The following is a 22,871-nucleotide window of genomic DNA, read 5'->3' as shown; positions in this document are numbered from 1 at the left end:
TGCTACCCCTCCCCACTCGTGCACAGCACCACGGTGGCGGTGCGGTTGGTGCGCGGAGAGCGCCAATCCTCGACTTGCACGAGGAATCGGCGACCGCGCACGGTGAGCTCGTCGTCGTTGGTGATGTCGACGGCGGGCGTGGCGTACACCGTGTACTCGACCCGGTCACCGTTGCGACCGCGGTCGACGTACTCGGCGGTTGTGCCGGGCGCCACAGCCCGCACGGTGAGCGGGAGGTCGACCCACGGCACCGGGTTGTTGTTGTCGTCCATCCCGCCACCGCGGTGCCGGATCACGGTCTCGCTCATGGCCGGAACGGGAGTCGGTAGTGGTCGAGTACCCGGTGCTGCGCCGCGGTGAGCACGACGCCGCGGTCGGGCCGGTCGCCCCACTCGAACGGGCCCATCTTCTCGGGCTCGTCACCGACGACGGCCTCGCCGACCGGTGCCGCGATTGCCGACGATGCGGCGTCGAGGATCACCGAGACGATGTTCGCGGGCACGGTCTCGTACCCGTGGTTCGCCTCGACGACGATCCCTCGGTACCGAGTCGTCCAGCAGCTCCACTTGCGCAGCGAGCCGTCTTGCGACCACTCGTAGCCGTAGTCCGGCAGGACGGTCCCGGACTCGGTCACCGAGGCAACCGAGTTCAGGCGCAGGGTGGGGAGCTGCTGTACAGCGGTGCCGTTGCCGTCGACGGTGAACACGGCATCGTAGGCCGGGGCGATGTGCCATCCGCAGTAGTCGCGGATTTCCTGGACGATCCCGGCGAGCCGGGTCGCCTCGAGGTCGGTCCCGGATACGAGCGCTTGGAACGCCGCGAGGTCGAGCAGCGGCGGGGCGGTCACCTACGTGCCCTTATTCGCCGCGGTCCGGGACTTGTTCGCCGGGGTGCGGCCCTTGGCGGGCGCCTCCTCGGCCTCGGCGGTCGAAGGCGCCTCGGCGGCGCTCCGCTGCGCGACCTCCTCCTCGGCCAGACGCGCGGACTCGGCGGCGACCTGCTCGGCCTCGAGGCGGGCGGTCTCGACGACCTCGGCCGCGAGCCACTCGCGTACCGCGGTGCGATGCTCGACGGTGTCCTCGTCGGTGAGACCGCGCGCGGCGGCGTCGGTCTCGGTGAGCTGCAACGTGGTCGGCCACCCGTGCACCTCGACCTCGTACACGCGAAGTTCGGACATGCATCCCTCCTCCTGCTGAGTGCGGGCGGCCGGGGCCGGGGCACCGGCCGCCCGCGAGGTGAACAGCGACATCACGCGGTGATGTCGACCTTGACGAACGCGGTCGGCCGGGTGACGGCGAACGCGAGCCGCTCCTCGGCGAGGATCGCGACCATGTTGCGGATGAAGAAATCCGCGTGAGAGTCGGTCATGGTGACCGTGGTCTGCTCGCGGTCCCAGATGACGGCCTTGTTGAAATCGCCGAGCAGCGCCTCGCCCGCGGGCTGAGTCTCGGACTCGACGACCGGCAGGCCCCACAGGGTGCGCTGTCCGATCGAGAACGGGCCGCCGTAGTAGTACCGGCCGTCCGCGTCCTTGGTCAGGTCGATGGTCTCGGCGTCGGCCGGGTTCACCACGATGCCGGTCGGGTTGACGCGGCCGACCGTGCGGGCCTTGGTGATGCCCTTGCGGATCGAGGTGAACAGGTCGGTCGCAAACACCTGCGTCTGCACGCCCGACCAGTTGAGAATGCCGGTGAAGTTCTCGCCCGAGCCATCGCCCGCGAGGATCTGGCCCTCTTCGGCCTCGGCGATGTCGACGCGCAACTCGTCGTTGATCAGGCCCTCGAGCGCGGCCACGTCGGCGAGTGCGCGCTTGGTGGCCGGCACCCATTCGGCAATGGTCTTCACGTTCGAGGTGCGCCGCTCGTAGGCCCACGAGCCCTCGGGCTTGTAGCCGCCGTTCGGGTTCAGCACCAGCGCGCCCGGCACGGTGGCCGGGGCGGTCGGCGCGGCCGAGCTCGTCGCCTCGGGCACGACGGCCGCGGCGTTGGTGTGGCTGGTCTGCGCGACGTACTCGACGACATCGGAGCCGGTGCGGCGCACCGACACCAGGTCGCGAATCTTGAGTTCCTTGCGGCCGAGCGTCTCGACGATGCCCGTCTGCTCGGGCACGACGAAAGCGCCGGCGGAAGTGTCGGACCCGCCGACGAACAGGCCCTTGACCGAGACGGGGTCGGTCTGGAAGTGCGTGCGGTCCGGGACGTGGCCGCCCTTGAACGGCGCCATCGCCGCCTTGAACGACGGCGACTCGATCACCTGCAAGCCGAGCGACTTCACCCGCTCGCGGATCGGGCGATTGCCTTGGGCGTCGAGGTCCTCGACCGCGGGCTCGCCGATCTCGGCGGCCAGGCCCTTGGCCTCCTCGATCACCTCGAGGTCGCGCTTGGCGACCTTGACCTGCTCGAGCAGGTCCTTGCCCTTCTGCATGGCCGCGTTGTAGTCGGCGAGCACGGCCTCGGCCCAGCTCGAGGGGTCGCCGTGCTTCTCGACGATCTCGCGCGCCTCGGCGGTCGCCGCAAGGGCGGCCTTCTGGAGGTCGGCGAGCTTGGTCTTGGTCATCATGGTGTGTTCCTCCTGGTCGTATGAGTTGCTATGCGCTGCACTCGATTTCGAGTACGAGCGCGTCCAGTGACGCCAGGGAGACGACCGGATTCGGCGTGGTCTTACCGGCGGGAGTCTGGCCAGACTTCCCCGGGGACGGTTCCTTACCGCTGGTCTTGTCCTGGTCTTCTTCGTCCTCGCCCGAGTCATCCACGGGGAGTATGGCTTTCAGAGATGCGGTGGCCTGCTCGAGCTGGCCCACCGTCTCGCGGATGAGGTCCTCGTTCTTCGCCGACAGCACGCGCCCGGCCTTGGCGCGCAGCGCCCCGGCGGCGGCCTTGACGGCGAGGATCTCGGTTTCCTGGTTGGCGCCGATCGGCACGATGGACACCTCGAACAGGTCGAGGGCCTTGAGCGAGTAGTAGGCGTCCTTGTAGGTCTTGCCCTCGCCGACCGGCTCGACCCACTCGCCCTCGACGATCGAGTACGCGAACGACATCTGCGAGACCCGGCCGGACTTGAGCAGCCGATAGACCTGCGCGGACTTCGGCGATTCCATGTCGAGGCGGCCGTGCACCTTGAGCCCGTGGAAGTCCTCGGCGGCCTCGACCACCTCGCCGAGGTTGAAGTCGGGGTCGGCGGTGTTGTGGCCCCACAGCAGCGGGATCGGGGCGCCCTTGGCGGCCCACGCCTCGAGGGTGGCGGCGAACGCGCCGGGCTGGACTACGTCGCCGTAGCTGTCCTTGTTCCCGAACACCGAGGCGTAGGCGACGAACTCGCCCTCGGCGAGACCGGCGTCGGGCCCGGCCTTGATCTTCACGGCGCATGATTTCGTGTTCACAGCCTCAGTCCTCCTCGGGCGGGTCGACGGGGTCGGCCGGGTCGGTGGGTTCGTCGGCCGGGTCGTCGTCGGCCGCAGGCTCGGCGGGTGTCGGGTCCTGGTCGCCGTTCTGGGTGACGTTGAGCGGGCGAATCAGCTCGTCGCCGCCGTCGATGGGCGGCCGGTTGTCCAGCGCGCGGGCCTCGTTCACCGTCATCCACGGGCCACCGACGGCGGTCTGTATGGTCTTGCCGCGTTCCTCGAACGAGCCGCTGAGCTTCTCGCGCAGGTTGAACTCGACGTAGAGCCGATCGGCGCTCAGGTCCGGGATCAGCTGTAACTCGATCTCCTGTTTGAGCTGGGTGAGCCAGGGCCCGAGCGTGTCCTGATACAGCATCTTGTGTTGCTGCGTGATGTTGGAAAACGTTGCGTGGTCGAGGATTCCGACCATGGGCGGCGGAATGAAGTACGCCGCGGCGACCTCCTCGCGCGAGAGCTTGCGCACCTCGAGGTACTGCAAGTCCTTCGCTGTCTGCGAGGCGGGGACGAACGTCATGCCGTCCTCGAGGACCGGCGTCCCGCCGACCTCGGGCCCGCCGCCGGTGTACTGGGACCGCCACGACTTGCGGAACCGCTCGCGCGCGGGTTCTTCCCACTTTGGCGCCTCGACCGGCCGGGACAGGTAGCCCGAGACGCGGGCGCCGTTGCGTAGCACCTGCTCGCGCATTCGGCCCGCGGCCCACTCCTCGGCGAGCGTCGAGCGCAGCGCCTCGATCGGCGACGATCCGAAGTCGTCGAGCCCGGCGTATCCGCGGAAGTACACGACCTCGTCAGCCGGAATCAGTCGCTTGCCGCGGCTCGCCTGCACCTCGAATTGGTCCGGGGTGAGCCAGTTCTCGCCCTTCGGCGTGACCAGCGGCGGAGGCAGTCGCACGAGGCCGAGGCCGCCGCTCTTGGGCTTGATCTTCCACCAGTACGCGCGGTCCCAGATCCCCATGTCGTGCATGAGTGCGGACATGAGGCGGTACTGCGTGGTGAACGGGTTCGGTGTTTCGAGCAGCTCGGGCAGCGGATGATTGGTGACGCGTACCCGCTCGAGGTCGCTACGCCGCTCGAACACGTGAATCGCCAGCTCGGAGACGTTGCGCGCCAGGAACGACACGCACGTGCGTACCGAGCCCTGCGTGCGCCACAGCTCGAGGTAATCCATGGTCATGTCATCGGCCAACCTCAGCCGCGGCATGGCAGGCGCCCCCGGCCGCGACAGTGACCGGATAGACCCCTCAGAGACGACGAACGCCACGTCTCACCCCCTCAGCGCCTGGATGTAGTCGACGTTCGCGCGGTCGATGACGATCTCGCCGTCGGCCGGGGCCGCTTGGTCGCCGTCGTGCACGGTCGCGTCGCGGACGATGAGCAGCGGCCCGCGTATCTCGGTGACGACGCCCGACACCGCGGTGCCGGTGCGCAGGTTCACCACGACCCGGCGGTGCGCGATGTACCGGCGAGCGCGCCACCACGTGGCGCCGGCCAAACCGGCGAGCACCACCGCGACGAGCACCAGGCCGAGGCCGAGGAATTCCATAGCCGCCCTTCACACGACCATGAGGTCGTTGTCGTCGTAGGCACTGGTCGTTTTCGGTGCGGCCTCGATCGCCCGGGAAAGCGCCATGATCAGCGCGACGACGGGGTCGATCTTGTCGGCGGCGTTCGCCTTGTCGGGCTTGACGTTCTCGGCCGCGTCGATCGCCACCGCGAAGTTGTCGACGGTCCACCGCACCGCCGGGTTGCCGCCGTGCCGCAGCACCGGCCGGGCCTCAGTGCCGGACAACATGAGCCGCTTGAGCTCTTTCGTCGGCGCCGACATCGACGCGAACCCTTGGCCCATGGTCACCATGGGCGCACCGTCGGCGGTGAGGTCGTTCACGAGCTGACTCGAATTCCACCTGTCGTACGCGATTTCGCGCACGTCGTAGGTCTGCGAGTCCGCGGTAATCACCGACTGGATGAAGTCGTAGTCGGTGACGTTGCCCGGCGTGGTGGTCAGGATGCCGCGCCGCACCCACACCGAGGCGGCGCCCGCGGTGCGCTTGTCGAGGGCGGCGACGTTCTCCTCGGGTGTCCAGATACGCCACAGCAGGTCGTAGCCGCCGCGCTCGGCATCGGGGAACACCCAGCACAACGCGGTCAGGTCGGAAACGCTGGCGAGGTCGAGGCCGCCGAACGCGGCCCGGCCGCGCAGGCGGTCGAGGTCGACGATGCTCGCGTTCCGATCCCACGCCGCCACGTCGAGGTACCGGGTGGCTTGCTTGGTGCGCAGGCCGAGGTGTAGCCGCAGGTACGACGACAGGTCGGCCGGTGACTGCTGCGCCTTCACCGCGGCTTGCCGCAGGAACGCCCGCGTCGGCGAGATCCCGAACCCGGGATTCGCCTCGCGCTGCGCCTCCTCGGTGAACGCGTACTCGGGGTCGGCGTCGGCCCGTTCGGCGTCGGCCGCCCAGATCACGCCATAGGTGGCCGGGTCCTTGAGCACGCCGCGCGCGAGCTGCTCGACGAGCGTCCGCTTGCGGTCGTACGGGGTCTCTTTCCGGCTCGCATCCGCGGTCGTGATGAACACGATCAGCGGTTGCGACCGCGAGCCGGTGCCGGTCTCGATCGCCTCCACCAAGTCGTTCGTCCGGTGCAGGTGGAGTTCGTCGACGATGCCGCCGTGCAGGTCGGCGCCGTGCTGGGCATCACCGGCATTCGAGACCGGCTGGAAGTACGAGCCGGTCCGGCCGTGCACGATCTTGGCCTTGTAGGTCTTGACGTGCTTGCGCAGCGCCGGGGCCTTCTCGGCTAGTTGCTTGATCGGCGCGAACACGAACTGTGCCTGCTCGAGGCGCGTCGCCGCGGCGATCACCTGCGCGCCTTCCTCGCCATCGGCGCAGGTGAGGTAGATCCCGATCCCGCCCGCGATCGTCGACTTGCCGTTCTTGCGGGGCAGGTCGACGTACACCGTGCGGGCGATGCGCACGTACACGCCGAGGTCCTCGTCGAGGTGGACCCACCCGAACACCGGGGCGAGCAGGTAGGCGACTTGCCAGGGGTCCGGCACCAGCGGCCTACCGGCGAGGCGGCCCTTGGTGTGGCGCAGCGATCGGAACGCGGCGAGCACACGGTCGACGCGCTCGGGATCGAATCGGGCGCCGGGCTCGTCGCGCGGCTCGGGCGTCTTCCACCGAGGCGGGCAGTCCGGCAACGGAATGCCGCGGTCGAGCAGGTACCAGGCGACCTCGGGCGAGAGCTTGAGCCGGTCGAGTTCCTCGGCGTCGGGGAGCTCAGGCGAACGGGTCGTCGTCCGGCTCATCGCCGCCGCCGTCCCGCCCGAGCCGGGCCTCGGCCGACGGCGTCAGGCCGAACTCATGGCACCACGCGCGGAGTTGCTTCGCTGCCGTCTCGGCCACCGCTACGGCGGGGTTCTTCGTCGACCACGTCGCCTCGGTGCCGTCCTTGCGCGTCGAGCGGTTCTCGACCACGAGGCCGTTCTTGCGCACGTCCCGGATTGCCGCGACGTAGGTCGCCCACGTCTCGCAGTACGCGGTCAGGGCGGCGCGGTCCTCCTCCTTGAGCAGGTCGAGGCGAGACAGGCCCGGAACGACGCGCTTCCATTCGGCCGCGGCCTCGCGCGAGAGCCACGTCGGCGGCCGGGGTGGGATGCGCCGGAACGCGGGCGGCGGGGTGACCACCCGACCGCCACTGTCGCGGCCTTCGGCCCGCCCGCCCAGTAGGCGCAGGTTCGCCGGGCGCTGTACCGGTGCTGCCATCGGTCACCCCCTCCCGGGTCGATGCCGGGCGGCGACCCCCATTGCGCCGGAGTTGAGCGCGCAAAATGAAAGCTGCACCGCCGGTGGCCGTGCCGGTCCCCTCAGCGATTGCGACCCCCCTACCCCTGTGGGGCGGTGCGGCGTCGACCCGAGGCGGCGTCGGCGCTGGTCTTCGCTGCGTGGCACGGCTCGCACAGCGCTTGTAGGTTGGCCCAGTCGTAGCGCGCCCCGCCTGCGCTCAGGGGCGTGATGTGGTCGACCTCGACGGCGAGGCGGTGGCATCCTCGTGCTTCGCATATCGGCTCGTCCTTGAGCTTGGCCTCGCGCAGCGTGCGCCACCGTCGCGTACTGCCACCACTCCACGCGCCACCCGACCAGGCAGGCGTACAGGGGCAGCGTTGCCCGGCCGGTGCGGGGCGCCGGCATCGGTTGCATACGCGCGGTGGTCGGCTCGGCATCAGCGGTGGTTCGTCTTGCTCGCGATGTACTGGCCCACGCGGGCGAGCACGGCGTCGAGCCAGGCGGGCATGGTCACAACGGCCATTCGAGTGTTGGCGTGTGCATGGGTTGTTCGAGGGTGCGGATGGGGTTGTGCAGCAGGCACCCCAGCAGCAGGCTGAACACGGACATCAGAGGATCGCCCGCAGCAGGACACCGGCGGCGATGGCGAGGACATCGCCCCAATCGACGGCGAACGCGGCGGCGGACACAGCAGCGGACAGGGTTTCGATCATGACGGAACTCCTCGGATGGCTGGATGGAACGAGGACCGCGGTGCGCAGCGTGACCCCCCGGGCAGTCAGTACCGGGGTTGCGGCACGACGCCGAGGTGAGTCGGCATCGGGAAGGGTGTGCGTTGGGTTGCTTGCCGAGGTGGCCGGTGGATCGTGGTTCCTGCCGGGCTCGGGTTGACGCACCGCGAGAATGTGGGGCCGGAATTGGCCTCTGACATGCGAAAACCGGCACTGTCGTCCGATTTTGGGGTCGGTCGGTCAGTACCGGTTTCGAGGTGCCACCCACAATAGCACCAGGTCAGAGCGTTTTCGATCTTGCCGGTTGGGCAGGGCGCGGCGGCGTGCCGTTCGAGGCGGGGCCCGGACATGCGACGGCCGCCCTCGTCGGGGGGGATGACGAGGGCGGCCGATTTCCAGACTACGCCCTTGATCCGCTCTCGATGGTCTCGCGCCGCGCCAGCTCGAGCGCGTCGCCGACGCGGTAGACCGGCACCGCGCCGTCCTCGTGCCGGTCGGTGATGCGGACACCGGCGCGTGATCGGATGAGCCATGCGCGCCGGGTGAGGCGGCCCTCGGCGGCCCACCGGTAGCCGGTGCGCCGGGCGATCGGTGACCCGACGGCCGCGCAGGCGTGCAGCAGCTCGGGCATGGTGCACAGCATTTCGCGGGCCGCCTCGGTGGCCGCGGCCTCGATCCGGGCGACCTCGTGCTGCACATGGCACCGCGGGCACCTCACCCACGACGATTCGTCGGCCCACAGGTTCGCCTCACATCGCACGGCGCGCGCGGGTGTCGGCTCGCCCCAGCGCGTCACCTCGGCGACGACGGTCGGGCACCGGCCGAGGTACCGGCGATCGGAGGGCCGATCGATCGCGCGCCGTAGCGCGCCGGTCGCGTTGACGATGTCGTGGTACGCCTGTTCGACGGCGTCGAGCTGGCGCAGCTCGAGCGGGTGCGAGGCGAGCCAGACCGCGAGCCGTTCGTCGGTCTGTACCGGCGTGATGAGGTGAGCGGCGGTGCGCAGCGCCACCCGGGATTCTCGGACACGCACGCCGTCGCGCAGGCGGCACTCGTGCACGACGGCGGGCGCCTCGACCGAGCCGCCGGTGTGCCTCGCGTTGGCGGCGAGCACGGCCAGGGCGCGTGATTCGATCGGTACCTCGGCGCCGAGGTGGTCGGCGAGCACGCGGGCCCACCCGTGCAGCGCGGTCGAGAGCGCCAGGGCGTCACGTTCGCCGAGCAGGCGCACACCTCGGCCGCGCTGCTCGCTGCTCGTGTCCTTGATCGGTAGCGGCGCCTCGGCCGACCGGCCACCGGCGCGGCCGTCGGTGACGCGGGCCTGCCCGCTGCGCGCCGTTTCGAGGTCGGCGAGCAGGCTCGGGACGGCGAGCAGTGCGTCGACGAGCGTCCGGCCGCATACCTCGCACAGCGCGAGCCGGTCGCCGACGAGGCGCGTGCAGATGCCGCACGGCGTGCTCATCGGCGCCCCGGTAGGCGTAGCGCCGGGTCGTCAATGGGCGGTATCGACCGGAACCGATCGCGGCGCAGGTCGTACCGTCCGGCCGGGTCGAGCGGGTCGTCGGGCAGCGACCACGCCGCCGCGGACTCGGCGGCGATGTAGCACCACAACCGATCGCGCACGGAGAGCCGGTAGACCGGCCGGTCGGGGTTGCGCACGGCGAACACGGCCGCGCCCCATGTGAGCCGGTCCCACCATGACAGCTCGGGGGCGAGGCTCACCCGGCCTCGGCTCACGTATGGACGCACGAGCGGCACCGGTTCGGGCGCGCGTTGCACGAGCTCGCCGAACGGATTTGCCCACGCCATGACGGCGGCGAGCTCGTCGTACGTGAGCGCCTCGACGGCGTGACCGCGGTTCATCGATCAGACCTCCAATCGCGTGATGGCGATGTACACACCGGGTGGCGCGTCGAGCTCGGCCAGACGCTTGCGGGCGCGGGCGTCGGTGACCTGCGAGTCGTCGACCCACGCAACGCCGGTGAGCGCGTCGAGCACCGCGCGCAGCAGCTTGTCGCCGTCCGGTTTCTTGATCGCCGGGGGCGTGCGCGATTTCGGCGTGCGGACCGGCCGGGGCAGCACGAACTCACAGTCCACGGCGAACGGGCCGTCGGCCGGGCGCCAGCCGTACTCGTGCGCGGCCCATGCGATCCGCTCGCGCCACGGGTGCAGCCGATCGCGGACTCGACGAGGATCGCGCGACCGGCGCGGTTCTTGCCCTTGTACGACTTGCTGCCCTGCGGCACCGGCGCGCCCGGCACGAACAGCCGGTCGCCGACCGGGCCAGCGATCACGGCGTATCCGCCGGTGACGGGCGTCATTCGTCGTTCCCCGTCCACACCGGAATCTCGGTGGTCCGGTTGTCGACATCGCCCGCAAGTCGCCGGCGAACGTGATCGCGGAGCCCCTCGACGGCGATCGGGTCGACCTTCACCCGCTCGAGCAGAGCCCGCGACGCCTGGTCGATGAGCTCGCCCGGCGCGTCGGGTTTGACCTTGCCGAGCGCCGATGCCGCACCGGTGCCGAACCCGTCGAGGAACACGTTCAGGATCGTCTCGAACTCGGCTGTGACGATCTCGGCGGGTGGCCGGTCCGGCGAGGCGGTCGCCGTGATGTCGCCGCGGAGCTCGTGCAGGCCGTAGACGGCCCAGCGCACCCGCGGGTCCTGTGGCGATGCCTCGGCGAGGTCGGCCAGGGCGTCGCCGAGCTCGGTGCGCAGGCCCTCGCTCGTGTCGAGTACGGGCAGGGTGGCGCCGGGCGCGACCCACCCGAGCACGTACCCGGCCGGACGCTGGGCGTGCCGCAGCTCGTCGAGCTGGCGCGCCATCTCGGCACGCTGGCGCTTCCAGCGGTCCTCGATCTGTAGGTGCTCCCGGTCGCGCGCGACGAGCTCGGCGTCGCCCGCACGCTTCACCGCCTCGACGGCGTCGGCCAGGGCGAGCAGCAGCTCGCGCGGCTTGTCCCATGCAACCTCGGCGTACTCGCGGGCCGCGGCGATCAATTCGGAGTAGTCAGCCACGTTCGGACTCCTGTCGTTTCATGGCTTGCCAGACGTAGACGTTGTGAACTGAGCGGTCGCGCTCGGCGATCTCGTCGGCGGTCATGCGGGGCGCGCCCGGATCGCAGACGAGCATCGGCCCGAACGCCTCGACGCACCCGTCGCACGGCTCGCCGACCGTGACGACCGGGGTACGGCACCCGGGCAGCACGCACTCGACGAGCAGGGAATCGGCCAGCTTGCTACCCACGGCCGACCTCCCGGTTCACGGTGTCCGCGAGCGCCTGGACGTGCCCGTGCGTGAGGTAGTCCGTGGTGTGCCGCCCGTCCCACAGGTAGCCGCGGGCGAACGCCATCGCGCCCGCCCAGCTACGCCAGTTCGCGGGTGACCACCACCGTTGCAGCGTGCCCGTGCGGCACTTCTCGACGATGTCCTCGCCCCAGCGCGCCACCTCGGCCGGGCCCGCGAGCGACCACCACTCGGACAGGTCGGCCACCGAACGCAACGGGTTGCCCGCCGGTAGGGCCGTGATCGGGTCGCCGTCGGCCGCGGCCCACCATGCGGGACCGGGCACGGGGCGCTGTCCGGCGATGCCGTATCCGGACGCGGGTGGCCGGTGCGGCGTACCGGCGAGCATCGGCCGGTACGGGTCGGCGATCAGGGCGCATCCGACGAGGTGGTCGGCCATCACGCCGGGCATGTGCTGGACGATCTCGACGGCGAGGTCGCCCGCGATGCCGGCGCCCTGCGAGTACCCGGCGAGGACGAACGGCCTGTACCCGACGATGTGGTCGAGCAGCGCCCACCGGCCGATGATGCGCGATTCGGCGTACGGACGCGGGTTGCCGTACTCGGCCGGGTACTGCACGATCCTTGGCGCGAATCGGGCCGGGTCGAGCGAGTCGGCGAACGCGCGCGAGATGCCGTCGGCGTTCCGGCCGTGGCCGGTGCCGGGCAGGATCAGAACGTCAATCACGAGTCGCCTCCTCGGTGTCGGCATCGCACCCGGGGCACGAGTCGGTCAGGTTGTAGCCGTGCGCGCACTGGGTCGCCGCCGGGTCGAACAGGATCAGCGCGGGCGCGTGCAACGAGCGCCACGGGAACGGCTCGCCGTAGCCGAAAACGACGCCGAGCTCGTAGTCGAACCGCGCGGCGATCGTTCCGTCTTTCGCCCGGACCACAACGCCGGGCATCACGGCGTGCAGTTGCTCGTCGGTCTCGATCCGGCGCGCGTGCTCGGCCCGGCGGCGGGCGAGCAGCTCGGTAGCGAGTCGCGCGGTGGTGTCGCGGCCCGGCTGGTAGGGCTGGACGGCCAGACGCGCCAGTTGCTCGTCGGTCAGGTCAGGCACGGTCGGCCTCCTCGGTGATCTCGTCCGCGGCCTCGACAGCGCGAGGCGGCGGCTCGGTGATGGTGGCGCCGGTCGCCTCGACGGCCGCGCGGATGAGCGCGCCCCACTCTTCGTGGGTGGCCTCGTCCGGTCGGCGGGCTGCGAACGCCGCGCCGATCGCCCGGTCTTGGTCGGCGCGCTGGACGACGCGGTCGCGCAGGCTCGCCAGCGCGGCACGCAATCGGCGGGTATCGGGTAACCCGGTGACGATGTCGAGGGCGGCGAGCACCTCGGCCGCGGTGTGGTCAGCCACGATCGACCCCCTTGCCGTTCGCGGCCTCGGCGACCTCGCGCTCGTCGACCGAGCACCAACCGCGGTCACCGTCGCCCCAATCCTCGAACCGCTTCACGCCGCCCGCGTCGGCGAAGTCGGGCCGAATGCGGTTGTCGGCCTCGAACACCGCGCATTTGCCGAGCGCGTCGAGCACGTGGTGCGCGGTCGCGAGCTCGGGCACCGGGTACTCGAATGTCGGTCCGCCGATCTGCGGGATGTACCAGACGAGCACGGCCCCGACCTGGGCGTCGATGTCAGGCACGGTCGGCCCCGTCCTCGTCGTCGAACTCGGCGCGCACGATGGCGGCCGATTCGATCGCGTGCTCGTCGACGAACGCGATCGAGTCGGCGATGGTGAGCGGTCGACCGAGTCCGGTCCTGCGGTCGGCGGCGGCCTGCATGTTCTGGGCGATCTGGTCGAACATGACGGCGACGGCCGATAACCCGGTGTACACGAGACGGGTCGCGCCGTCGTGGCCGTGCACGGCGATGGCGGCCTCGACGGACGGCCACACGACCGTTGATCGGTGCTCGCCGCGCCAGTGCACGACGGTCGTACCGTCGTCGAACACGACGCCGTCGGCGACGACACCGGTCCCGCTCACGCCGGACAGGTCGCGGTCGCGCCGGAACTCGAACGTGCGAACGGCGCTCATCGGGTGCCGTCCTGCCCGGTCGCCTCGGCGACAGCGTCCGCGATGTGCGCAGCCATGAGCACCTGTACGGCGCCGATCTGAGTCCCGGGCTCGCCGGACATCTCGCCGTAGATCTCGACGCCGCACGCGCAATCGATGAGTAGCCCGTCGTCCTCGTCGGTCGCGGTGATCGTCTCGGCGGTGTGGGCAGCCAGGACGCTGGCGAGGTGTGCCCGGTCGTCGACGACGAGCACGAATTCGCGGCCGGTGATCCGGGTGAGGCTCGGCGCGGTGGTGCGCATCGGTTCCGTCACGATGCCGCGGTACTCCTGGCGAATCACCGTGCACACCGCCTTGGCGAACTTGCCCTCGCCGAGGAATCCGTCGACGCGCAGTGTGCGCACGTTGTCATCGCGCCGGTCGCGGTAGAGCTGCCCGACTCGGACAAGCACGCCCTTGTCGGTGGTGACCTCGGTGATGTGGCTTGGGGTTTCAGTGTTCACGGTTCTGCTCCTTGCGGTCTGCTGCTGCGTACGCCTGCTGTGCTCGCAGGCTCGGGTGCGGTTCGTCGATTTCGGCGCGGCGTCCGGCGGTGTGGGGCTTGCACAGGGGGCACGGGATCGGGCGGCCCTCGTCGTCCTCGCCGAGCCAGCGGTTCCGGCATCGGGGGTCGTGCCAGGGCGCCGAGTCGTCCTCGGGCTCGAGCGGTGCGCCGGTGCGATCGAGGGTCATTTCATCCACACCCCCGCTCGGGCCGTAGTGAGTTGCGTTTGGAGTCGGCTACGCGGCGGGTTTGGTTGGTACTTGGTTGGTATGGGTTGGTGGTGTCTCACCGGTGAGACCCAGACTCGCCACCGGTGAGACCCAGACTTTTCACCGGTGAGACCCAGACTTTTCGGGGCCCGACCCGTACAGGTCTCATCCGTGAGACCCAGACTTGCCGCCTGTGGATAACTCCCGGTCTCACGGGCGAGACCCAGAGTTGTTGCGCGGGCGCCGTTTCCGGGACTCATCGGCGAGACCCGGACTTGGTTCCCTCGTCGGGGTCGAGCATCGGCAAATCGAGCACGTTCGACGGCACCGTGAGCCGGTACTCGTCCGAGTCGCCGCTGTGCCGGTTGCCCTGCTTCACGCGCTCGATGAGCCCCATGTCGCGCAGCAGCTCGAGGTGCCGGACGATCGTCGCCTTGCTGGTATCGGTGACCATGACGAGCCGCACTACACCGCAAACGATGTGAGACCCGTCGGCGTTCGCGTACGTCGACATCAGCAGCGCCACAAGCTTTGTCGTGGTCTGCATCTTGATTCGCCGCACGATTCGCTGCCACTCGAACGAGTCGCAGGGCATCAGCTCGCGCACCTGCGAGCCCGTCAGCGGGTCCACGGCGTAACCACCTCTCGTTCACTGCCGCCCCCGTTTCGATACGGACGGCGCCGACGGGCGCCGCGGCGCGCCCGGCCGTCATAGCTCGGGCCCGGCGTCCGCGGCGAATAGGTTGCCGTCGATCGTGTTCGCCTCGGCGAGCAGACCGGGCAGGCGATACGACCAGTCGCGCGAGAACGTGTCGGCCCGCTCGCGCCGGTCCCGGTCGAGCTCGCGCGCCACGCAGTAGCCGAGGAACGACTCGCCGCACCGGGCGAACACCCCGGCCCGGTAGCCCTCGAATTGCAGTGCGGCGCCGTAGACCTTGGCGGCCTCGCCGAATCGGGCGATGAACGGTCCGGACACGGCCATCTGGTCGAGGCCGCGTGCCTGCGAGCGTTGCATCTGCTCGATGTTCTGCACGACGCTCACGAGCGCGGACTCGTCGGCCGACAGCCGCGGAATCTGTAGCGCGCGGCCGTCGATCATTCCCGAGCAATCGGTGATGCGCAGGCGGTCGTCGAACAGCTCGAGGCGCAACAGCTGTTCCGGCGAGACGCCGTCGCCCGCGGTCCCCTTGCCGCCCTTGAAGATCGCGAGCACCTTCGCGATGTCGTCGGGCAGCAGCTCGACCGCGGCGAGGTTGTACCCGCCGGCGGGCGGGTCGCCCCACAGGGACACGATCGCGAGCGCGCCCGTGTATCGGTCGGTCGCCGACACGGTGACGTGCTGGCGACCCAGTTGCAGGCGTACGCGGTGGTACGCGGGGTCTTCCTTGTCGGTGCTCGCGTGTACCCTCACCGCGCTCAGCGCCTGCCGGAGGTCACCGGTACCGACCATGACTGACTCGCCCATGTCGTCCTTTCCGTCGAGCGCACCGCGCGGCCGGGACCTCGCGGTGCGACGACTCGGTCAGTTGCGGGTGTGCGCCTTTGCGCGGCGGCGGGCGGCGCACGCGGCCGGGTCGTGCGAGGCCGCGATGCGGTCGGCCACGTCGTGCAGCGAGAGCGCCTGCCCGTACGCGCACGCCGCGCTGGTGTGAAGAACCCGCGCGCGCAGCTCGCCGTCGGCGCTCGGCATGAGCGCGACCACCGCGACGGCCTCGTCCTCGATCTCGCGGCGGTTCGCGGCGAAGAACGCCGCGCGGGCCTCGGCGTCGCTGGCGTGGCGGAGGTACACGTTCCCGGCCTCGTCGGGCTGCTCGGCCGCGGTGCCGTCCTCCCGCTTGTCGGCGGTCTCGTCGTGATCGGGTGCGTTCTGCGACGCCTCGAATGCGCCGAGGATGGCGAGCAGCGCGAGCAGACCGGCGCCGGTTGGGACGGTGTTCGGCATGGTTCGGTTCTCCTTGTTGTGGTTGGTGTTGCGGTGGTGGTGGGTCATCGGCCCGCGGCGGGCGCCTGCCCGGTCATGCGGGCCCGCGCGACGACGGCGTCGTATCGGGCGAACGCCTCCTCGATCTGCTCGCGGGTAGTGCCGGGCGGAATGTGCACAAACCCGGCGGCGCCCTCGGAGTCGGTGGACAGTCCGAGCAGCTTTCGCACTGCCTCGCGCGCCGGGGCGATCTCGGCGTCGCTGTCGAACACGCCCATACGGCCGGTGCCGCTGAGCGCGTTCGCGATGCGCTGCTGCTCGACGAGCTCGCCGAGGCGGGCCTCGATGGCGAGGGCGGCGGATATGAGGCCCATGAGCACCCGGGGAACGACGTCCTCGCGGTCGATCAGGTTTGCGTTGGCGATGGCGTCGAGAGCGTCCGCGTGATGCTCGTCGGCGGCGCTCACTCGGCACCCCCGGCCGACTCGTCGAGCCCGGCCAGCTTGTCGGCGAGCGCGGTCCCGACCGCGTCGGCCTCGGCCGAGGTGAGTTGCCCGAGGTCGCCGACCGCGCGGCCTGCGATGTGCGCGACGACGGCGAGACGGTCGCCGTCGTCGGTGATGTGCAGCTCGGCGAGCAGCTCGCGGACGCGGGTCACCTGCGCCGCGCTGGCGACCGGATCGTTCTCGAGGTGCTCGAGCAGGCGGATGGCCTCGCCGCGGGTCACGTCGGCAGGCGCGGCGAGCTCGCGGTCGAGGAACGCACCGATCGCGGACAGGATCGCCGCATCCTCGGTGATGCCGCGCTCGGCGAACAGTCGGCCGACCTTCTTCTGCTGTACCCGCGTCATCGGCGGATCGGCCGGTGCCGCCTCCTCGGCGGGGGTCTCGTCCTGCGGTGCGGGCGCCGTGTCCGTCTCGGTGGGCGGCGCCCACTTCTTGACCTCGGTCGGCTCGGCCGGGGCCGTGGTGACCTCAGCGGCCGACAGGCGCTCGGACTGCACGCGCACCGGCTCGGGCTCGCTCTCGATGTCCTCGACGGTGCGCGAGATGCCGAGCAGCACATCGGGCGCCAGGCGGCGGCAGACGGTCGCGGCGGCCTTGGCCCACAGCATGTTTTCGGGCTCGGTGATGTACTTCTCATTGCCGATCAGGCGGCCGTTCTTGTTCACGGCGTACACCCCGGTCTCGGGGTCGATCTTCGGGACGTATCCCGCCTCGTCGGCCCGCTCGATCGTCCACTCGCTGGTCTCGGTCTCGACGCCGTCGGGCGAGGTCCCGGTGATCACTACGCGGGTCGGCCCGGCCTCGACCGTGCGGAATCGGAATCCCTTGCCCTTGAGCAGCGCGACCATGGTCCGGGCGTAGATCGCCGGCATTCCATGCACGGTGAAAATCTGCTGTAGCGATTGCAGGGGATTCAGCCCGAGCTCGGCGCCGTGCAGGATTGCGACGGTCGCGTGCTTGGCCTTGCCCTGGTAGATGGCCGGGACCATCGGCGTGACACAGATGTACTCGGCGAACTCCTTCGCGGCAGCGAGTACCTGCGTGTAGCGCAGCAGGGAGTCGAGCGGGTCGGGCACTGTCGGGACGAGGGTCGCGTCGACGGTGTCGGCGACGGCGAGTGCGGTGGTCATCGAAAGAGCTCCTTCTTGTATTCCCAATCGGGTAGGTCGATTTCGTAGGGCCCGGCGTGGCCCGGCCATTCGCCGCTCTCGCGACAGCGGGCGTACTTGGTGAGCGCCCGGCGAGCGATCTCGCCGCCGAGCTCGACGAGCCGCGGTTTCAGCCGGTGCACGGCGACGAGATGCGGCGGGCGCTTGGCGACCGCGACGAACGCGAAGTCGTCGAGCGGCATCCCAGCGGCCTCGAAAACGGCCCGGTACCACCACTCTTGGACGTGGTAGCCGAACCGGCGCACCTCGTCCTCGAAGTCGTCCGGAGCGGACGACTCGCACGTCTTGAGGTCGGCGGCCCGGCGTTCCTGTAGCCAGTCGGTACGGGCGCGCATCATCACGCCGGTGGGCTCGTCGTGCCCGTACGCGCTCAGTTCCGGCAGGCCGTCGGCGAAGATCGCCCCGGCCTCGGGGTGGTCGAACACGGACTCGGCCATCGCCTCGACGACGGCGATATCCTTCGTCAGCAGCGGGACCTCGCCACGCGCGCGAATCTCCTTGCGGCGCTTCTGGTCGGCCGGTTTCTTCCAGTCGGGCGAACGCACCTCGACGATGCGCGCACCCACGCCGAGGACGAGCGTGTGCGTCGCGGTGCCCTTCTCCATTTCAGGCGTCGGCTCGCGGTGCTCGGGGTGCTCAAGCTCGTACAGCCATTCGGCCGGGGCGAGCTCGAGCAGGCGGCGGGCGCCGCTCGACGACAGCGATTCGCGGTCGCGGTGATACGTCAGCTCGTCGACGCCCGCATATACGCCAGGCTCGGCCGGTGCCGTCACGACGCCGCCGCCTCGGCGAGCCGCACGGCGTTCGTGGACACCGCGACGGGCAGACGGCTACCGGGGACGGACAGCAGCCACGCGCCGCCGTGCGCCTTCGCGTAGACCCGCGCGCCGGCGACGAGCACGCCGACCGGGGTGTCGATGTCCTCGACCGCGACGACGAGCTGCTTACCGGGCGCGCCGCCACGCTGAGCCTGGCCGTAGCACGAGCCACACATGCCTTTCGCCTGCTGGCGCACGTGGCCGACGCCGAACATGTTGGACATCGGCCGCAGGCACATCGCGCACGGCTTCGCGAGGCGGCGCGCTCTCACCGAGGTGAGGCCGAGCATTGCCAGCAGCTCGGCCGCCTCGCTGGCATCGGTGGCGTGGTGGCAGACGACGAGCGCCGCGGCGTGCTTCTCGTCCTCGGGGTTCTCCTCGACCTCGCCGAGGTTGTCGGCGCCGCGCAGGGCGTTGTCGTCCATCACGCCACCCCCGCCCGGTAGTCGAGGTCACGGTCGCGGGCCCGGTCCCACTCGTCGCCGGGGTCGGGCTCGGGTAGGTCGACCTCGTCGTTGAGGATGTCGGCGTACTCCTCGGCGAGGTCGTTGTCGGGGTCGCACCCGCACGGCGAGCCGTCGGTCGTCCAGTGCCGTGCGCAGGGCCCCGGCTCGCCGGGGTCGTAACGCCGGTCGGGGTCGCACTCGTCGCACTCGTCGCACCCCCCGCCGCACCAACCGCACAGCTCGGCGGCGGCCGTCGCTCGGGCCCGGGCCTTGAGGTAGTCGACGACGGCCGTGCCGCCGAGCAGGAACAGCACGCCGAGCAGGGCGCCGCCGACGATGGCGGCCTGCAAGACGATGGCGAGCGGGCTCATCGCGCCGCCGCCCACGGCCGGACGCCGGACCGGCGTGTGCGAGTCGGCTTGCCGGTCGCGCGGTGCGCGGCGAGCGTGGCCTCGAGCCGCTGAATCCGGTCTCGGTAGTTCTTGGCAGCAGCAGCGGCGCCGGTCATGACGACCGCGACCGCGGCATTCAGACGGGCGATCTCGGCGTCGCTGCGTTCGCAGTTCTGGCAGGTCACAGGGATACTCCCGTCGACTTCTTGGCGCGCACGAGGTCGAGCTCGGCATTCAACCGGGCGATTTCGTCGCACTGTTCGGCGTGGTTGCGCTCGGCGGCGACGATGCGCAGCACGGCACCGGCGAGCAGCTGGGAAAGGTTGTCGGGGTTGCCGCCGTGCAGCTGGATCGCCAGCGACACGAACGCGTCGTCGGTCTCGCGGCTGCTGGCGCTCGCCTCGACGAGCTCGCCGAGGTACGACCGGGTCACGGCGTAGATGTGCGAGACCTGCTCGGACTCGTCGGCGGTCGTCATCGCGCACCGCCCATCGCGGCGGCCTGCGCCGCCCAGGTCATGCCGCAATCGGCACACCGGCCGTACAGGCTGTCGGCGTGACAGCAAGCGCGCTGCACGAGGTCGAGGTCATGCATCGGGCGCCCGCCGTCGACCTTGACCGCTGCGAGCAGCTCGGCCCGCATCAGTGGCACCGTCGGATCGGGATCGGCCGGGGGCGCGGTCGGGACGATGACGCCGTCGCACACCACCACGGCGGTGCGGATCACCTCGGCCGGGCTGCGCCATCCAGCGATCGGCGCGACGCGGGTACTGGACTTGCGGCGTTCGTCGGCGATCCGCTTCGCGATTACGGCGAAAGCGACCGCCGCCGCGGTGACACCGAGGGCGTGCCGCGGGATGCGACCGAACCGGCGGTCGACGTTCGTGGGTCGGTACTGCATTACGATCTCCTTGTTCCTGTTACTGGGGACCGCGTCCGTCGAGTGGCTGCTCGGCGGACGCTCTGCGTTACTGGGGGTTTGGCGGGCCGCCCGACGCGTGGAGCTGGTCACCCGCGTCGGGCGGCGAGATCCCCGGATCGGCGCCCGGGGACGAATCGGGGCGCACTGCCGCACACGACGCCACGACGGCGAGCAGGGCGAGCGCGAGATAGGTGGGCGAATCCCAGGTCAGGGCGCACCACATGAGCACGATCGCGGCGAGCGGAACGCTGGCGCGGGCGAGATCGGTGGTGAAGCGCAGGCCGTCGCGGGTCATGCTGCGGCCTTCGATGTGGTGCGGCGGATCTCAGACCCGGCAAACGCGCGGCGGATGACGTGCTGCTGCGCCGCGTTCAGCGGCGGGGCTTCGGCGAGGCGGGCGGCGATCCATGCATCCCGGCGGGCGGCGGCCGTTGTTGTTGTGGCGCTCATGCCCGCAGGTCTTCGGGAAGTAGATCGGACAGTGGACGATGGACAAGCTTGGAGAGGCGGTACAGCTCGAGTACGTCAAATGAGCTGCGGCCGAGCCCGTTGCACTTCCGGCTCAGGGTTGCGAGCGCGATTCCGGTCTCGTCCGCCGCCCGTCTGAGAGATACGTCAGCATCCTCGAGAGCGGCGAGTACGGAGGCTCCGACTCGTGCGGCGATGTGTTCCATAGCGAACACTTTATGTTCAGAAGCGAACACTTGGCAAGCGCTGGAGGTGGTCGATTTTGAACAAATTTTGTTCAGAGCCGCTTGCGCTCAGGTGATCCTCACCCGATACTTACCGGCTATGGGGATGACAGTGGCCGAGGCAAACCGCCTCATCGGGTCCAAGCTGCGCGGTGCACGCGCCGAGCGCGATTACAGCCGCGAGGAACTCTCGCAACGATCCGGCGTAGCCGTGATGACCATCCGCCGCGCCGAGGAAGGGAGCGCCGCCATCAAACCGACAACGCTCATCTCCCTATGCCGGGCTCTCGAACTGCCCGTCGGTGAGCTCATGGATCTCATTGCCGAGCAGATCGACCAGGCGGGAGGGCTTGACCCCGAGTAGAACGCCCAAGATCACGACTTCGGCCGGAAGCCAGACGGCGCGGGCGGCAATGCGCGCCCGCGCCTGCCCAGGATCGAACCCAAGCGCGGCCCTGAACGGGTTTGGCGGGCAGAACGCCAGCCGATGGGCAATCTCTGACGATTCGAGCACCACGCCTACCCCCGGTCTGCTGTTCGAAACCTGAGTCGTTCCATATCGAACATACATTCGATCATGGTTTACCGGAAGGCCCTCCGCGAAATTTCAGCAACAGGAACGGGACTCGCCCCCGTTACGTGACCCACTCGATTTCGATCCCGCCAGTCTGGAATCCGCGGCCGCCTCGCGCGCCAGGGTGCAGCGTCACCACCATCAGCGCGTCTACGATCGCGCGCTGTCGATCGAGCGGCAATCCAAGCAGGGCGGCAAGCGTGTCATCTGCGCCGATCACGCCCGCGAACACGCGGTGCCGTGCGGCATCGACGATCTGAGCCTCGGCAGCATCAATTTTCTCGCGTAGACGTGCTGTCGCGGTGCGCAATTGCGACGTAGTCAGCTCGCCGTCAGCGAAGTCGGCGGCCAGTGCGTCCAGCCGAGCTTGGTGAGCTGTCACCTGCGCCCGGATCTCGTCAACATTCGCCACGTCACGAGCAATCAGCAATTCGGCGGCGTCAGGTAGTGCGAGCCGGGCAGCGGTCAGACCACGAATGTGGTCATCGAATCCCGGTTGATTGCGGGACAGCCCGCAAGTGCGGCACTTGTACGAGTAATGACCCCCCGACGTCCCCGTGCCGAGCTTCGGACTATCGGCGCACCGCCCACACCTGAATAGCCCCGTGCCGAGGTAGCGGCGGCCGTAGTTCATCGGTCTCCGCGTGGGGTCCGACAGCAGTGCTTGGACTGCCCACCACGTGTTCTCGTCGACGAGTCCCGGCTTGTCGGACTTGCCGACGATGTCGCCGTTGTACGCCCGCAGACCGGCATATCGAGGGTTACGCAGTGCCCGACTCAGATTCGGCGAGGTCCACAGGTTTCCCCGGGCGGTCGTGTACCCAACTTTCACCCACGTGCGGCAGATCGCGCGAACGCTGATGCCGGCGAGTAGATCGTCGTAGGCGCTGCGGACTGCCGGAGCGTGCTCCGGGTGCGGGTCTCCGGTGTCGGTGAACCCGAACAAGGTTTGCCCGACCGGCGGCTTTCCTGCCTCGGCCCGCTGCAAGCCTGCGAGTTTCTGCCGGGCACTCTTTCGCTCGACTTCCGCGCGACCGACAGCACCCTTGATCCGCGCGAACAATCGGCCGTTATCGGTGGAGAGGTCGACATCGCCTGTGACCGTTGCCAGCTTGAGACCGAAGCGGTCAGCGAGGTCGATCAGATGCTCGAGCTCGACCGGACGACGGTACAGACGATCGAGGTCCCACACGACGATGGCGTGAATCTGGCCCGCCTCGATGTCGCGCAGCATCTCGCTGTATGCCTTGCGCTTCTTGCCAGTCGAGGCCGAGACGTCGTTATCGACGTACTCGTGTGAAACCCAGCCGCGGGCCGCGCACAGTTCGAGGCACGGCCCGCGCTGGCGCGCGATAGCGAGCAGGTTCTTTTCGCGATCGAGTGATTGCCGCAGGTAGACCGCTGCGTGTATCGAGGGTGCCGTCACTCCTCGATACTAAGCGCAGCAATATCCTCCAGCGGCGGGCA

Annotated in this window: 37 protein-coding genes; 1 reads left to right on the top strand and 36 read right to left on the bottom strand. The window is 69.8% G+C overall.

The window, feature by feature from the left end:
• Window positions 1-2: 2 nt before the first annotated feature.
• The 35 genes from ATM97_RS06650 to ATM97_RS06480 form a co-directional block, all read right to left on the bottom strand.
• The gene (locus ATM97_RS06650; protein ID WP_218717063.1) at window positions 3-308 is read right to left on the bottom strand and encodes a hypothetical protein; all 306 of its coding nucleotides are present in this window, start codon (window positions 306-308) and stop codon (window positions 3-5) included.
• Window positions 305-847, bottom strand: a complete 543-nt coding sequence (locus ATM97_RS06645; protein WP_218717062.1) for a hypothetical protein — start codon at window positions 845-847, stop codon at window positions 305-307. Before ATM97_RS06645 ends, ATM97_RS06650 begins: the two co-directional genes overlap by 4 nt.
• Window positions 848-1,177 (bottom strand): hypothetical protein, encoded by a 330-nt coding sequence (locus tag ATM97_RS06640; protein WP_218717061.1) that lies wholly within the window; start codon window positions 1,175-1,177, stop codon window positions 848-850.
• A gap of 71 nt (window positions 1,178-1,248) precedes the next feature.
• The gene (locus ATM97_RS06635; RefSeq protein WP_218717060.1) at window positions 1,249-2,559 is read right to left on the bottom strand and encodes a phage major capsid protein; all 1,311 of its coding nucleotides are present in this window, start codon (window positions 2,557-2,559) and stop codon (window positions 1,249-1,251) included.
• A 28-nt stretch (window positions 2,560-2,587) separates the two neighbouring features.
• A complete protein-coding gene (locus ATM97_RS06630; RefSeq protein ID WP_218717059.1) occupies window positions 2,588-3,379 on the bottom strand; it encodes an HK97 family phage prohead protease in 792 nt (263 codons plus the stop codon).
• 4 nt (window positions 3,380-3,383) lie between these two features.
• Window positions 3,384-4,661: a phage portal protein gene (locus ATM97_RS06625; protein WP_374104834.1), complete on the bottom strand. Its 1,278-nt coding sequence runs from the start codon at window positions 4,659-4,661 to the stop codon at window positions 3,384-3,386.
• 3 nt (window positions 4,662-4,664) lie between these two features.
• Window positions 4,665-4,943, bottom strand: a complete 279-nt coding sequence (locus ATM97_RS06620; protein ID WP_218717089.1) for a hypothetical protein — start codon at window positions 4,941-4,943, stop codon at window positions 4,665-4,667.
• Between the two features lie 9 nt (window positions 4,944-4,952).
• Window positions 4,953-6,707, bottom strand: coding sequence for a terminase large subunit (locus ATM97_RS06615; protein ID WP_218717057.1), 1,755 nt, complete (start codon window positions 6,705-6,707; stop codon window positions 4,953-4,955).
• Window positions 6,679-7,164, bottom strand: a complete 486-nt coding sequence (locus ATM97_RS06610; RefSeq protein ID WP_218717056.1) for a phage terminase small subunit P27 family — start codon at window positions 7,162-7,164, stop codon at window positions 6,679-6,681. The genes ATM97_RS06615 and ATM97_RS06610 overlap by 29 nt, the downstream gene beginning before the upstream one ends.
• 119 nt (window positions 7,165-7,283) lie before the next feature.
• On the bottom strand, window positions 7,284-7,622 hold the full coding sequence (locus ATM97_RS06605) for an HNH endonuclease (protein ID WP_218717055.1): 339 nt from the start codon (window positions 7,620-7,622) through the stop codon (window positions 7,284-7,286).
• A gap of 694 nt (window positions 7,623-8,316) precedes the next feature.
• Entirely contained in the window at window positions 8,317-9,378 is a 1,062-nt protein-coding gene (locus tag ATM97_RS06600; RefSeq protein WP_218717054.1) for a hypothetical protein, read from the bottom strand.
• A complete protein-coding gene (locus tag ATM97_RS06595; protein ID WP_218717053.1) occupies window positions 9,375-9,779 on the bottom strand; it encodes a hypothetical protein in 405 nt (134 codons plus the stop codon). Before ATM97_RS06595 ends, ATM97_RS06600 begins: the two co-directional genes overlap by 4 nt.
• Window positions 9,780-9,782: 3 nt before the next feature.
• Window positions 9,783-10,286: a RusA family crossover junction endodeoxyribonuclease gene (locus tag ATM97_RS06590; RefSeq protein ID WP_255587305.1), complete on the bottom strand. Its 504-nt coding sequence runs from the start codon at window positions 10,284-10,286 to the stop codon at window positions 9,783-9,785.
• A complete protein-coding gene (locus ATM97_RS06585) occupies window positions 10,234-10,935 on the bottom strand; it encodes a hypothetical protein (RefSeq protein ID WP_218717052.1) in 702 nt (233 codons plus the stop codon). The genes ATM97_RS06590 and ATM97_RS06585 overlap by 53 nt, the downstream gene beginning before the upstream one ends.
• Window positions 10,928-11,164: a hypothetical protein gene (locus ATM97_RS06580; RefSeq protein ID WP_218717051.1), complete on the bottom strand. Its 237-nt coding sequence runs from the start codon at window positions 11,162-11,164 to the stop codon at window positions 10,928-10,930. The genes ATM97_RS06585 and ATM97_RS06580 overlap by 8 nt, the downstream gene beginning before the upstream one ends.
• A complete protein-coding gene (locus tag ATM97_RS06575) occupies window positions 11,157-11,891 on the bottom strand; it encodes a cutinase family protein (protein WP_218717050.1) in 735 nt (244 codons plus the stop codon). Before ATM97_RS06575 ends, ATM97_RS06580 begins: the two co-directional genes overlap by 8 nt.
• The gene (locus ATM97_RS06570) at window positions 11,884-12,264 is read right to left on the bottom strand and encodes a hypothetical protein (protein ID WP_218717049.1); all 381 of its coding nucleotides are present in this window, start codon (window positions 12,262-12,264) and stop codon (window positions 11,884-11,886) included. The genes ATM97_RS06575 and ATM97_RS06570 overlap by 8 nt, the downstream gene beginning before the upstream one ends.
• On the bottom strand, window positions 12,257-12,556 hold the full coding sequence (locus tag ATM97_RS06565; RefSeq protein WP_218717048.1) for a hypothetical protein: 300 nt from the start codon (window positions 12,554-12,556) through the stop codon (window positions 12,257-12,259). The genes ATM97_RS06570 and ATM97_RS06565 overlap by 8 nt, the downstream gene beginning before the upstream one ends.
• Window positions 12,549-12,839 carry a hypothetical protein gene (locus ATM97_RS06560; protein ID WP_218717047.1) on the bottom strand — a complete coding sequence of 97 codons (291 nt, stop codon included), beginning with the start codon at window positions 12,837-12,839 and terminating at the stop codon, window positions 12,549-12,551. Before ATM97_RS06560 ends, ATM97_RS06565 begins: the two co-directional genes overlap by 8 nt.
• Window positions 12,832-13,233, bottom strand: coding sequence for a hypothetical protein (locus tag ATM97_RS06555; protein ID WP_218717046.1), 402 nt, complete (start codon window positions 13,231-13,233; stop codon window positions 12,832-12,834). Before ATM97_RS06555 ends, ATM97_RS06560 begins: the two co-directional genes overlap by 8 nt.
• Window positions 13,230-13,715 (bottom strand): hypothetical protein, encoded by a 486-nt coding sequence (locus tag ATM97_RS06550; protein ID WP_218717045.1) that lies wholly within the window; start codon window positions 13,713-13,715, stop codon window positions 13,230-13,232. Before ATM97_RS06550 ends, ATM97_RS06555 begins: the two co-directional genes overlap by 4 nt.
• A complete protein-coding gene (locus ATM97_RS06545) occupies window positions 13,705-13,944 on the bottom strand; it encodes a hypothetical protein (protein ID WP_218717044.1) in 240 nt (79 codons plus the stop codon). The genes ATM97_RS06550 and ATM97_RS06545 overlap by 11 nt, the downstream gene beginning before the upstream one ends.
• Window positions 13,945-14,221: 277 nt before the next feature.
• Complete coding sequence (locus tag ATM97_RS06540) at window positions 14,222-14,596, bottom strand: helix-turn-helix domain-containing protein (protein ID WP_218717043.1); 375 nt, start codon at window positions 14,594-14,596, stop codon at window positions 14,222-14,224.
• A 78-nt stretch (window positions 14,597-14,674) separates the two neighbouring features.
• Window positions 14,675-15,430, bottom strand: coding sequence for a hypothetical protein (locus tag ATM97_RS06535; protein WP_218717042.1), 756 nt, complete (start codon window positions 15,428-15,430; stop codon window positions 14,675-14,677).
• A 57-nt stretch (window positions 15,431-15,487) separates the two neighbouring features.
• Window positions 15,488-15,907 (bottom strand): hypothetical protein, encoded by a 420-nt coding sequence (locus ATM97_RS06530; RefSeq protein ID WP_218717041.1) that lies wholly within the window; start codon window positions 15,905-15,907, stop codon window positions 15,488-15,490.
• A 44-nt stretch (window positions 15,908-15,951) separates the two neighbouring features.
• The gene (locus tag ATM97_RS06525; RefSeq protein ID WP_218717040.1) at window positions 15,952-16,353 is read right to left on the bottom strand and encodes a hypothetical protein; all 402 of its coding nucleotides are present in this window, start codon (window positions 16,351-16,353) and stop codon (window positions 15,952-15,954) included.
• Window positions 16,350-17,522 (bottom strand): hypothetical protein, encoded by a 1,173-nt coding sequence (locus ATM97_RS06520; RefSeq protein WP_218717039.1) that lies wholly within the window; start codon window positions 17,520-17,522, stop codon window positions 16,350-16,352. Before ATM97_RS06520 ends, ATM97_RS06525 begins: the two co-directional genes overlap by 4 nt.
• Window positions 17,519-18,334: a PD-(D/E)XK nuclease-like domain-containing protein gene (locus ATM97_RS06515; protein ID WP_218717038.1), complete on the bottom strand. Its 816-nt coding sequence runs from the start codon at window positions 18,332-18,334 to the stop codon at window positions 17,519-17,521. The genes ATM97_RS06520 and ATM97_RS06515 overlap by 4 nt, the downstream gene beginning before the upstream one ends.
• Window positions 18,331-18,804 (bottom strand): hypothetical protein, encoded by a 474-nt coding sequence (locus tag ATM97_RS06510; protein ID WP_218717037.1) that lies wholly within the window; start codon window positions 18,802-18,804, stop codon window positions 18,331-18,333. The genes ATM97_RS06515 and ATM97_RS06510 overlap by 4 nt, the downstream gene beginning before the upstream one ends.
• Window positions 18,804-19,196: a hypothetical protein gene (locus ATM97_RS06505; protein ID WP_218717036.1), complete on the bottom strand. Its 393-nt coding sequence runs from the start codon at window positions 19,194-19,196 to the stop codon at window positions 18,804-18,806. The genes ATM97_RS06510 and ATM97_RS06505 overlap by 1 nt, the downstream gene beginning before the upstream one ends.
• Complete coding sequence (locus ATM97_RS06500) at window positions 19,193-19,402, bottom strand: hypothetical protein (RefSeq protein WP_218717035.1); 210 nt, start codon at window positions 19,400-19,402, stop codon at window positions 19,193-19,195. The genes ATM97_RS06505 and ATM97_RS06500 overlap by 4 nt, the downstream gene beginning before the upstream one ends.
• Window positions 19,399-19,695, bottom strand: a complete 297-nt coding sequence (locus tag ATM97_RS06495; RefSeq protein ID WP_218717034.1) for a hypothetical protein — start codon at window positions 19,693-19,695, stop codon at window positions 19,399-19,401. The genes ATM97_RS06500 and ATM97_RS06495 overlap by 4 nt, the downstream gene beginning before the upstream one ends.
• Entirely contained in the window at window positions 19,692-20,117 is a 426-nt protein-coding gene (locus ATM97_RS06490; protein WP_218717033.1) for a hypothetical protein, read from the bottom strand. The genes ATM97_RS06495 and ATM97_RS06490 overlap by 4 nt, the downstream gene beginning before the upstream one ends.
• A 67-nt stretch (window positions 20,118-20,184) precedes the next feature.
• A complete protein-coding gene (locus ATM97_RS06485) occupies window positions 20,185-20,433 on the bottom strand; it encodes a hypothetical protein (RefSeq protein WP_218717032.1) in 249 nt (82 codons plus the stop codon).
• A complete protein-coding gene (locus ATM97_RS06480) occupies window positions 20,430-20,588 on the bottom strand; it encodes a hypothetical protein (protein WP_218717031.1) in 159 nt (52 codons plus the stop codon). Before ATM97_RS06480 ends, ATM97_RS06485 begins: the two co-directional genes overlap by 4 nt.
• 342 nt (window positions 20,589-20,930) lie before the next feature.
• Between ATM97_RS06480 and ATM97_RS06475 the strand changes: the two genes are divergently transcribed.
• On the top strand, window positions 20,931-21,194 hold the full coding sequence (locus ATM97_RS06475; RefSeq protein ID WP_218717030.1) for a helix-turn-helix domain-containing protein: 264 nt from the start codon (window positions 20,931-20,933) through the stop codon (window positions 21,192-21,194).
• A 271-nt stretch (window positions 21,195-21,465) separates the two neighbouring features.
• On the opposite strand, the gene ATM97_RS06470 is transcribed toward ATM97_RS06475, so the two are convergent.
• On the bottom strand, window positions 21,466-22,830 hold the full coding sequence (locus tag ATM97_RS06470; protein ID WP_218717029.1) for a recombinase family protein: 1,365 nt from the start codon (window positions 22,828-22,830) through the stop codon (window positions 21,466-21,468).
• Between the last annotated feature and the right edge of the window lie 41 nt (window positions 22,831-22,871).

It is taken from the genome of Nocardia sp. MH4 (assembly GCF_019266065.1).
Lineage (GTDB): Bacteria > Actinomycetota > Actinomycetes > Mycobacteriales > Mycobacteriaceae > Nocardia > Nocardia canadensis.
The sequence above is the reverse complement of the archived record's forward strand: the minus strand, read 5'-3'. Positions and strand labels throughout refer to the sequence as shown.

Excerpts from the sequence above, each read along its gene's own strand:
- ATM97_RS06635 (WP_218717060.1), bottom strand. The coding sequence starts at position 2,559 with ATGATGACCAAGACCAAGCTCGCCGACCTCCAGAAGGCCGCCCTTGCG.
- ATM97_RS06490 (WP_218717033.1), bottom strand. The coding sequence starts at position 20,117 with ATGCAGTACCGACCCACGAACGTCGACCGCCGGTTCGGTCGCATCCCG.
- ATM97_RS06610 (WP_218717056.1), bottom strand. The coding sequence starts at position 7,164 with ATGGCAGCACCGGTACAGCGCCCGGCGAACCTGCGCCTACTGGGCGGG.
- ATM97_RS06545 (WP_218717044.1), bottom strand. The coding sequence starts at position 13,944 with ATGACCCTCGATCGCACCGGCGCACCGCTCGAGCCCGAGGACGACTCG.
- ATM97_RS06620 (WP_218717089.1), bottom strand. The coding sequence starts at position 4,943 with ATGGAATTCCTCGGCCTCGGCCTGGTGCTCGTCGCGGTGGTGCTCGCC.
- ATM97_RS06475 (WP_218717030.1), top strand. The coding sequence starts at position 20,931 with ATGGGGATGACAGTGGCCGAGGCAAACCGCCTCATCGGGTCCAAGCTG.
- ATM97_RS06485 (WP_218717032.1), bottom strand. The coding sequence starts at position 20,433 with ATGACCCGCGACGGCCTGCGCTTCACCACCGATCTCGCCCGCGCCAGC.
- ATM97_RS06650 (WP_218717063.1), bottom strand. The coding sequence starts at position 308 with ATGAGCGAGACCGTGATCCGGCACCGCGGTGGCGGGATGGACGACAAC.
- ATM97_RS06600 (WP_218717054.1), bottom strand. The coding sequence starts at position 9,378 with ATGAGCACGCCGTGCGGCATCTGCACGCGCCTCGTCGGCGACCGGCTC.
- ATM97_RS06595 (WP_218717053.1), bottom strand. The coding sequence starts at position 9,779 with ATGAACCGCGGTCACGCCGTCGAGGCGCTCACGTACGACGAGCTCGCC.
- ATM97_RS06555 (WP_218717046.1), bottom strand. The coding sequence starts at position 13,233 with ATGAGCGCCGTTCGCACGTTCGAGTTCCGGCGCGACCGCGACCTGTCC.
- ATM97_RS06640 (WP_218717061.1), bottom strand. The coding sequence starts at position 1,177 with ATGTCCGAACTTCGCGTGTACGAGGTCGAGGTGCACGGGTGGCCGACC.
- ATM97_RS06605 (WP_218717055.1), bottom strand. The coding sequence starts at position 7,622 with ATGCCGAGCCGACCACCGCGCGTATGCAACCGATGCCGGCGCCCCGCA.
- ATM97_RS06495 (WP_218717034.1), bottom strand. The coding sequence starts at position 19,695 with ATGACGACCGCCGACGAGTCCGAGCAGGTCTCGCACATCTACGCCGTG.
- ATM97_RS06505 (WP_218717036.1), bottom strand. The coding sequence starts at position 19,196 with ATGAGCCCGCTCGCCATCGTCTTGCAGGCCGCCATCGTCGGCGGCGCC.
- ATM97_RS06480 (WP_218717031.1), bottom strand. The coding sequence starts at position 20,588 with ATGAGCGCCACAACAACAACGGCCGCCGCCCGCCGGGATGCATGGATC.
- ATM97_RS06535 (WP_218717042.1), bottom strand. The coding sequence starts at position 15,430 with ATGGGCGAGTCAGTCATGGTCGGTACCGGTGACCTCCGGCAGGCGCTG.
- ATM97_RS06590 (WP_255587305.1), bottom strand. The coding sequence starts at position 10,286 with ATGTCGACAACCGGACCACCGAGATTCCGGTGTGGACGGGGAACGACG.
- ATM97_RS06530 (WP_218717041.1), bottom strand. The coding sequence starts at position 15,907 with ATGCCGAACACCGTCCCAACCGGCGCCGGTCTGCTCGCGCTGCTCGCC.
- ATM97_RS06615 (WP_218717057.1), bottom strand. The coding sequence starts at position 6,707 with ATGAGCCGGACGACGACCCGTTCGCCTGAGCTCCCCGACGCCGAGGAA.
- ATM97_RS06510 (WP_218717037.1), bottom strand. The coding sequence starts at position 18,804 with ATGGACGACAACGCCCTGCGCGGCGCCGACAACCTCGGCGAGGTCGAG.
- ATM97_RS06520 (WP_218717039.1), bottom strand. The coding sequence starts at position 17,522 with ATGACCACCGCACTCGCCGTCGCCGACACCGTCGACGCGACCCTCGTC.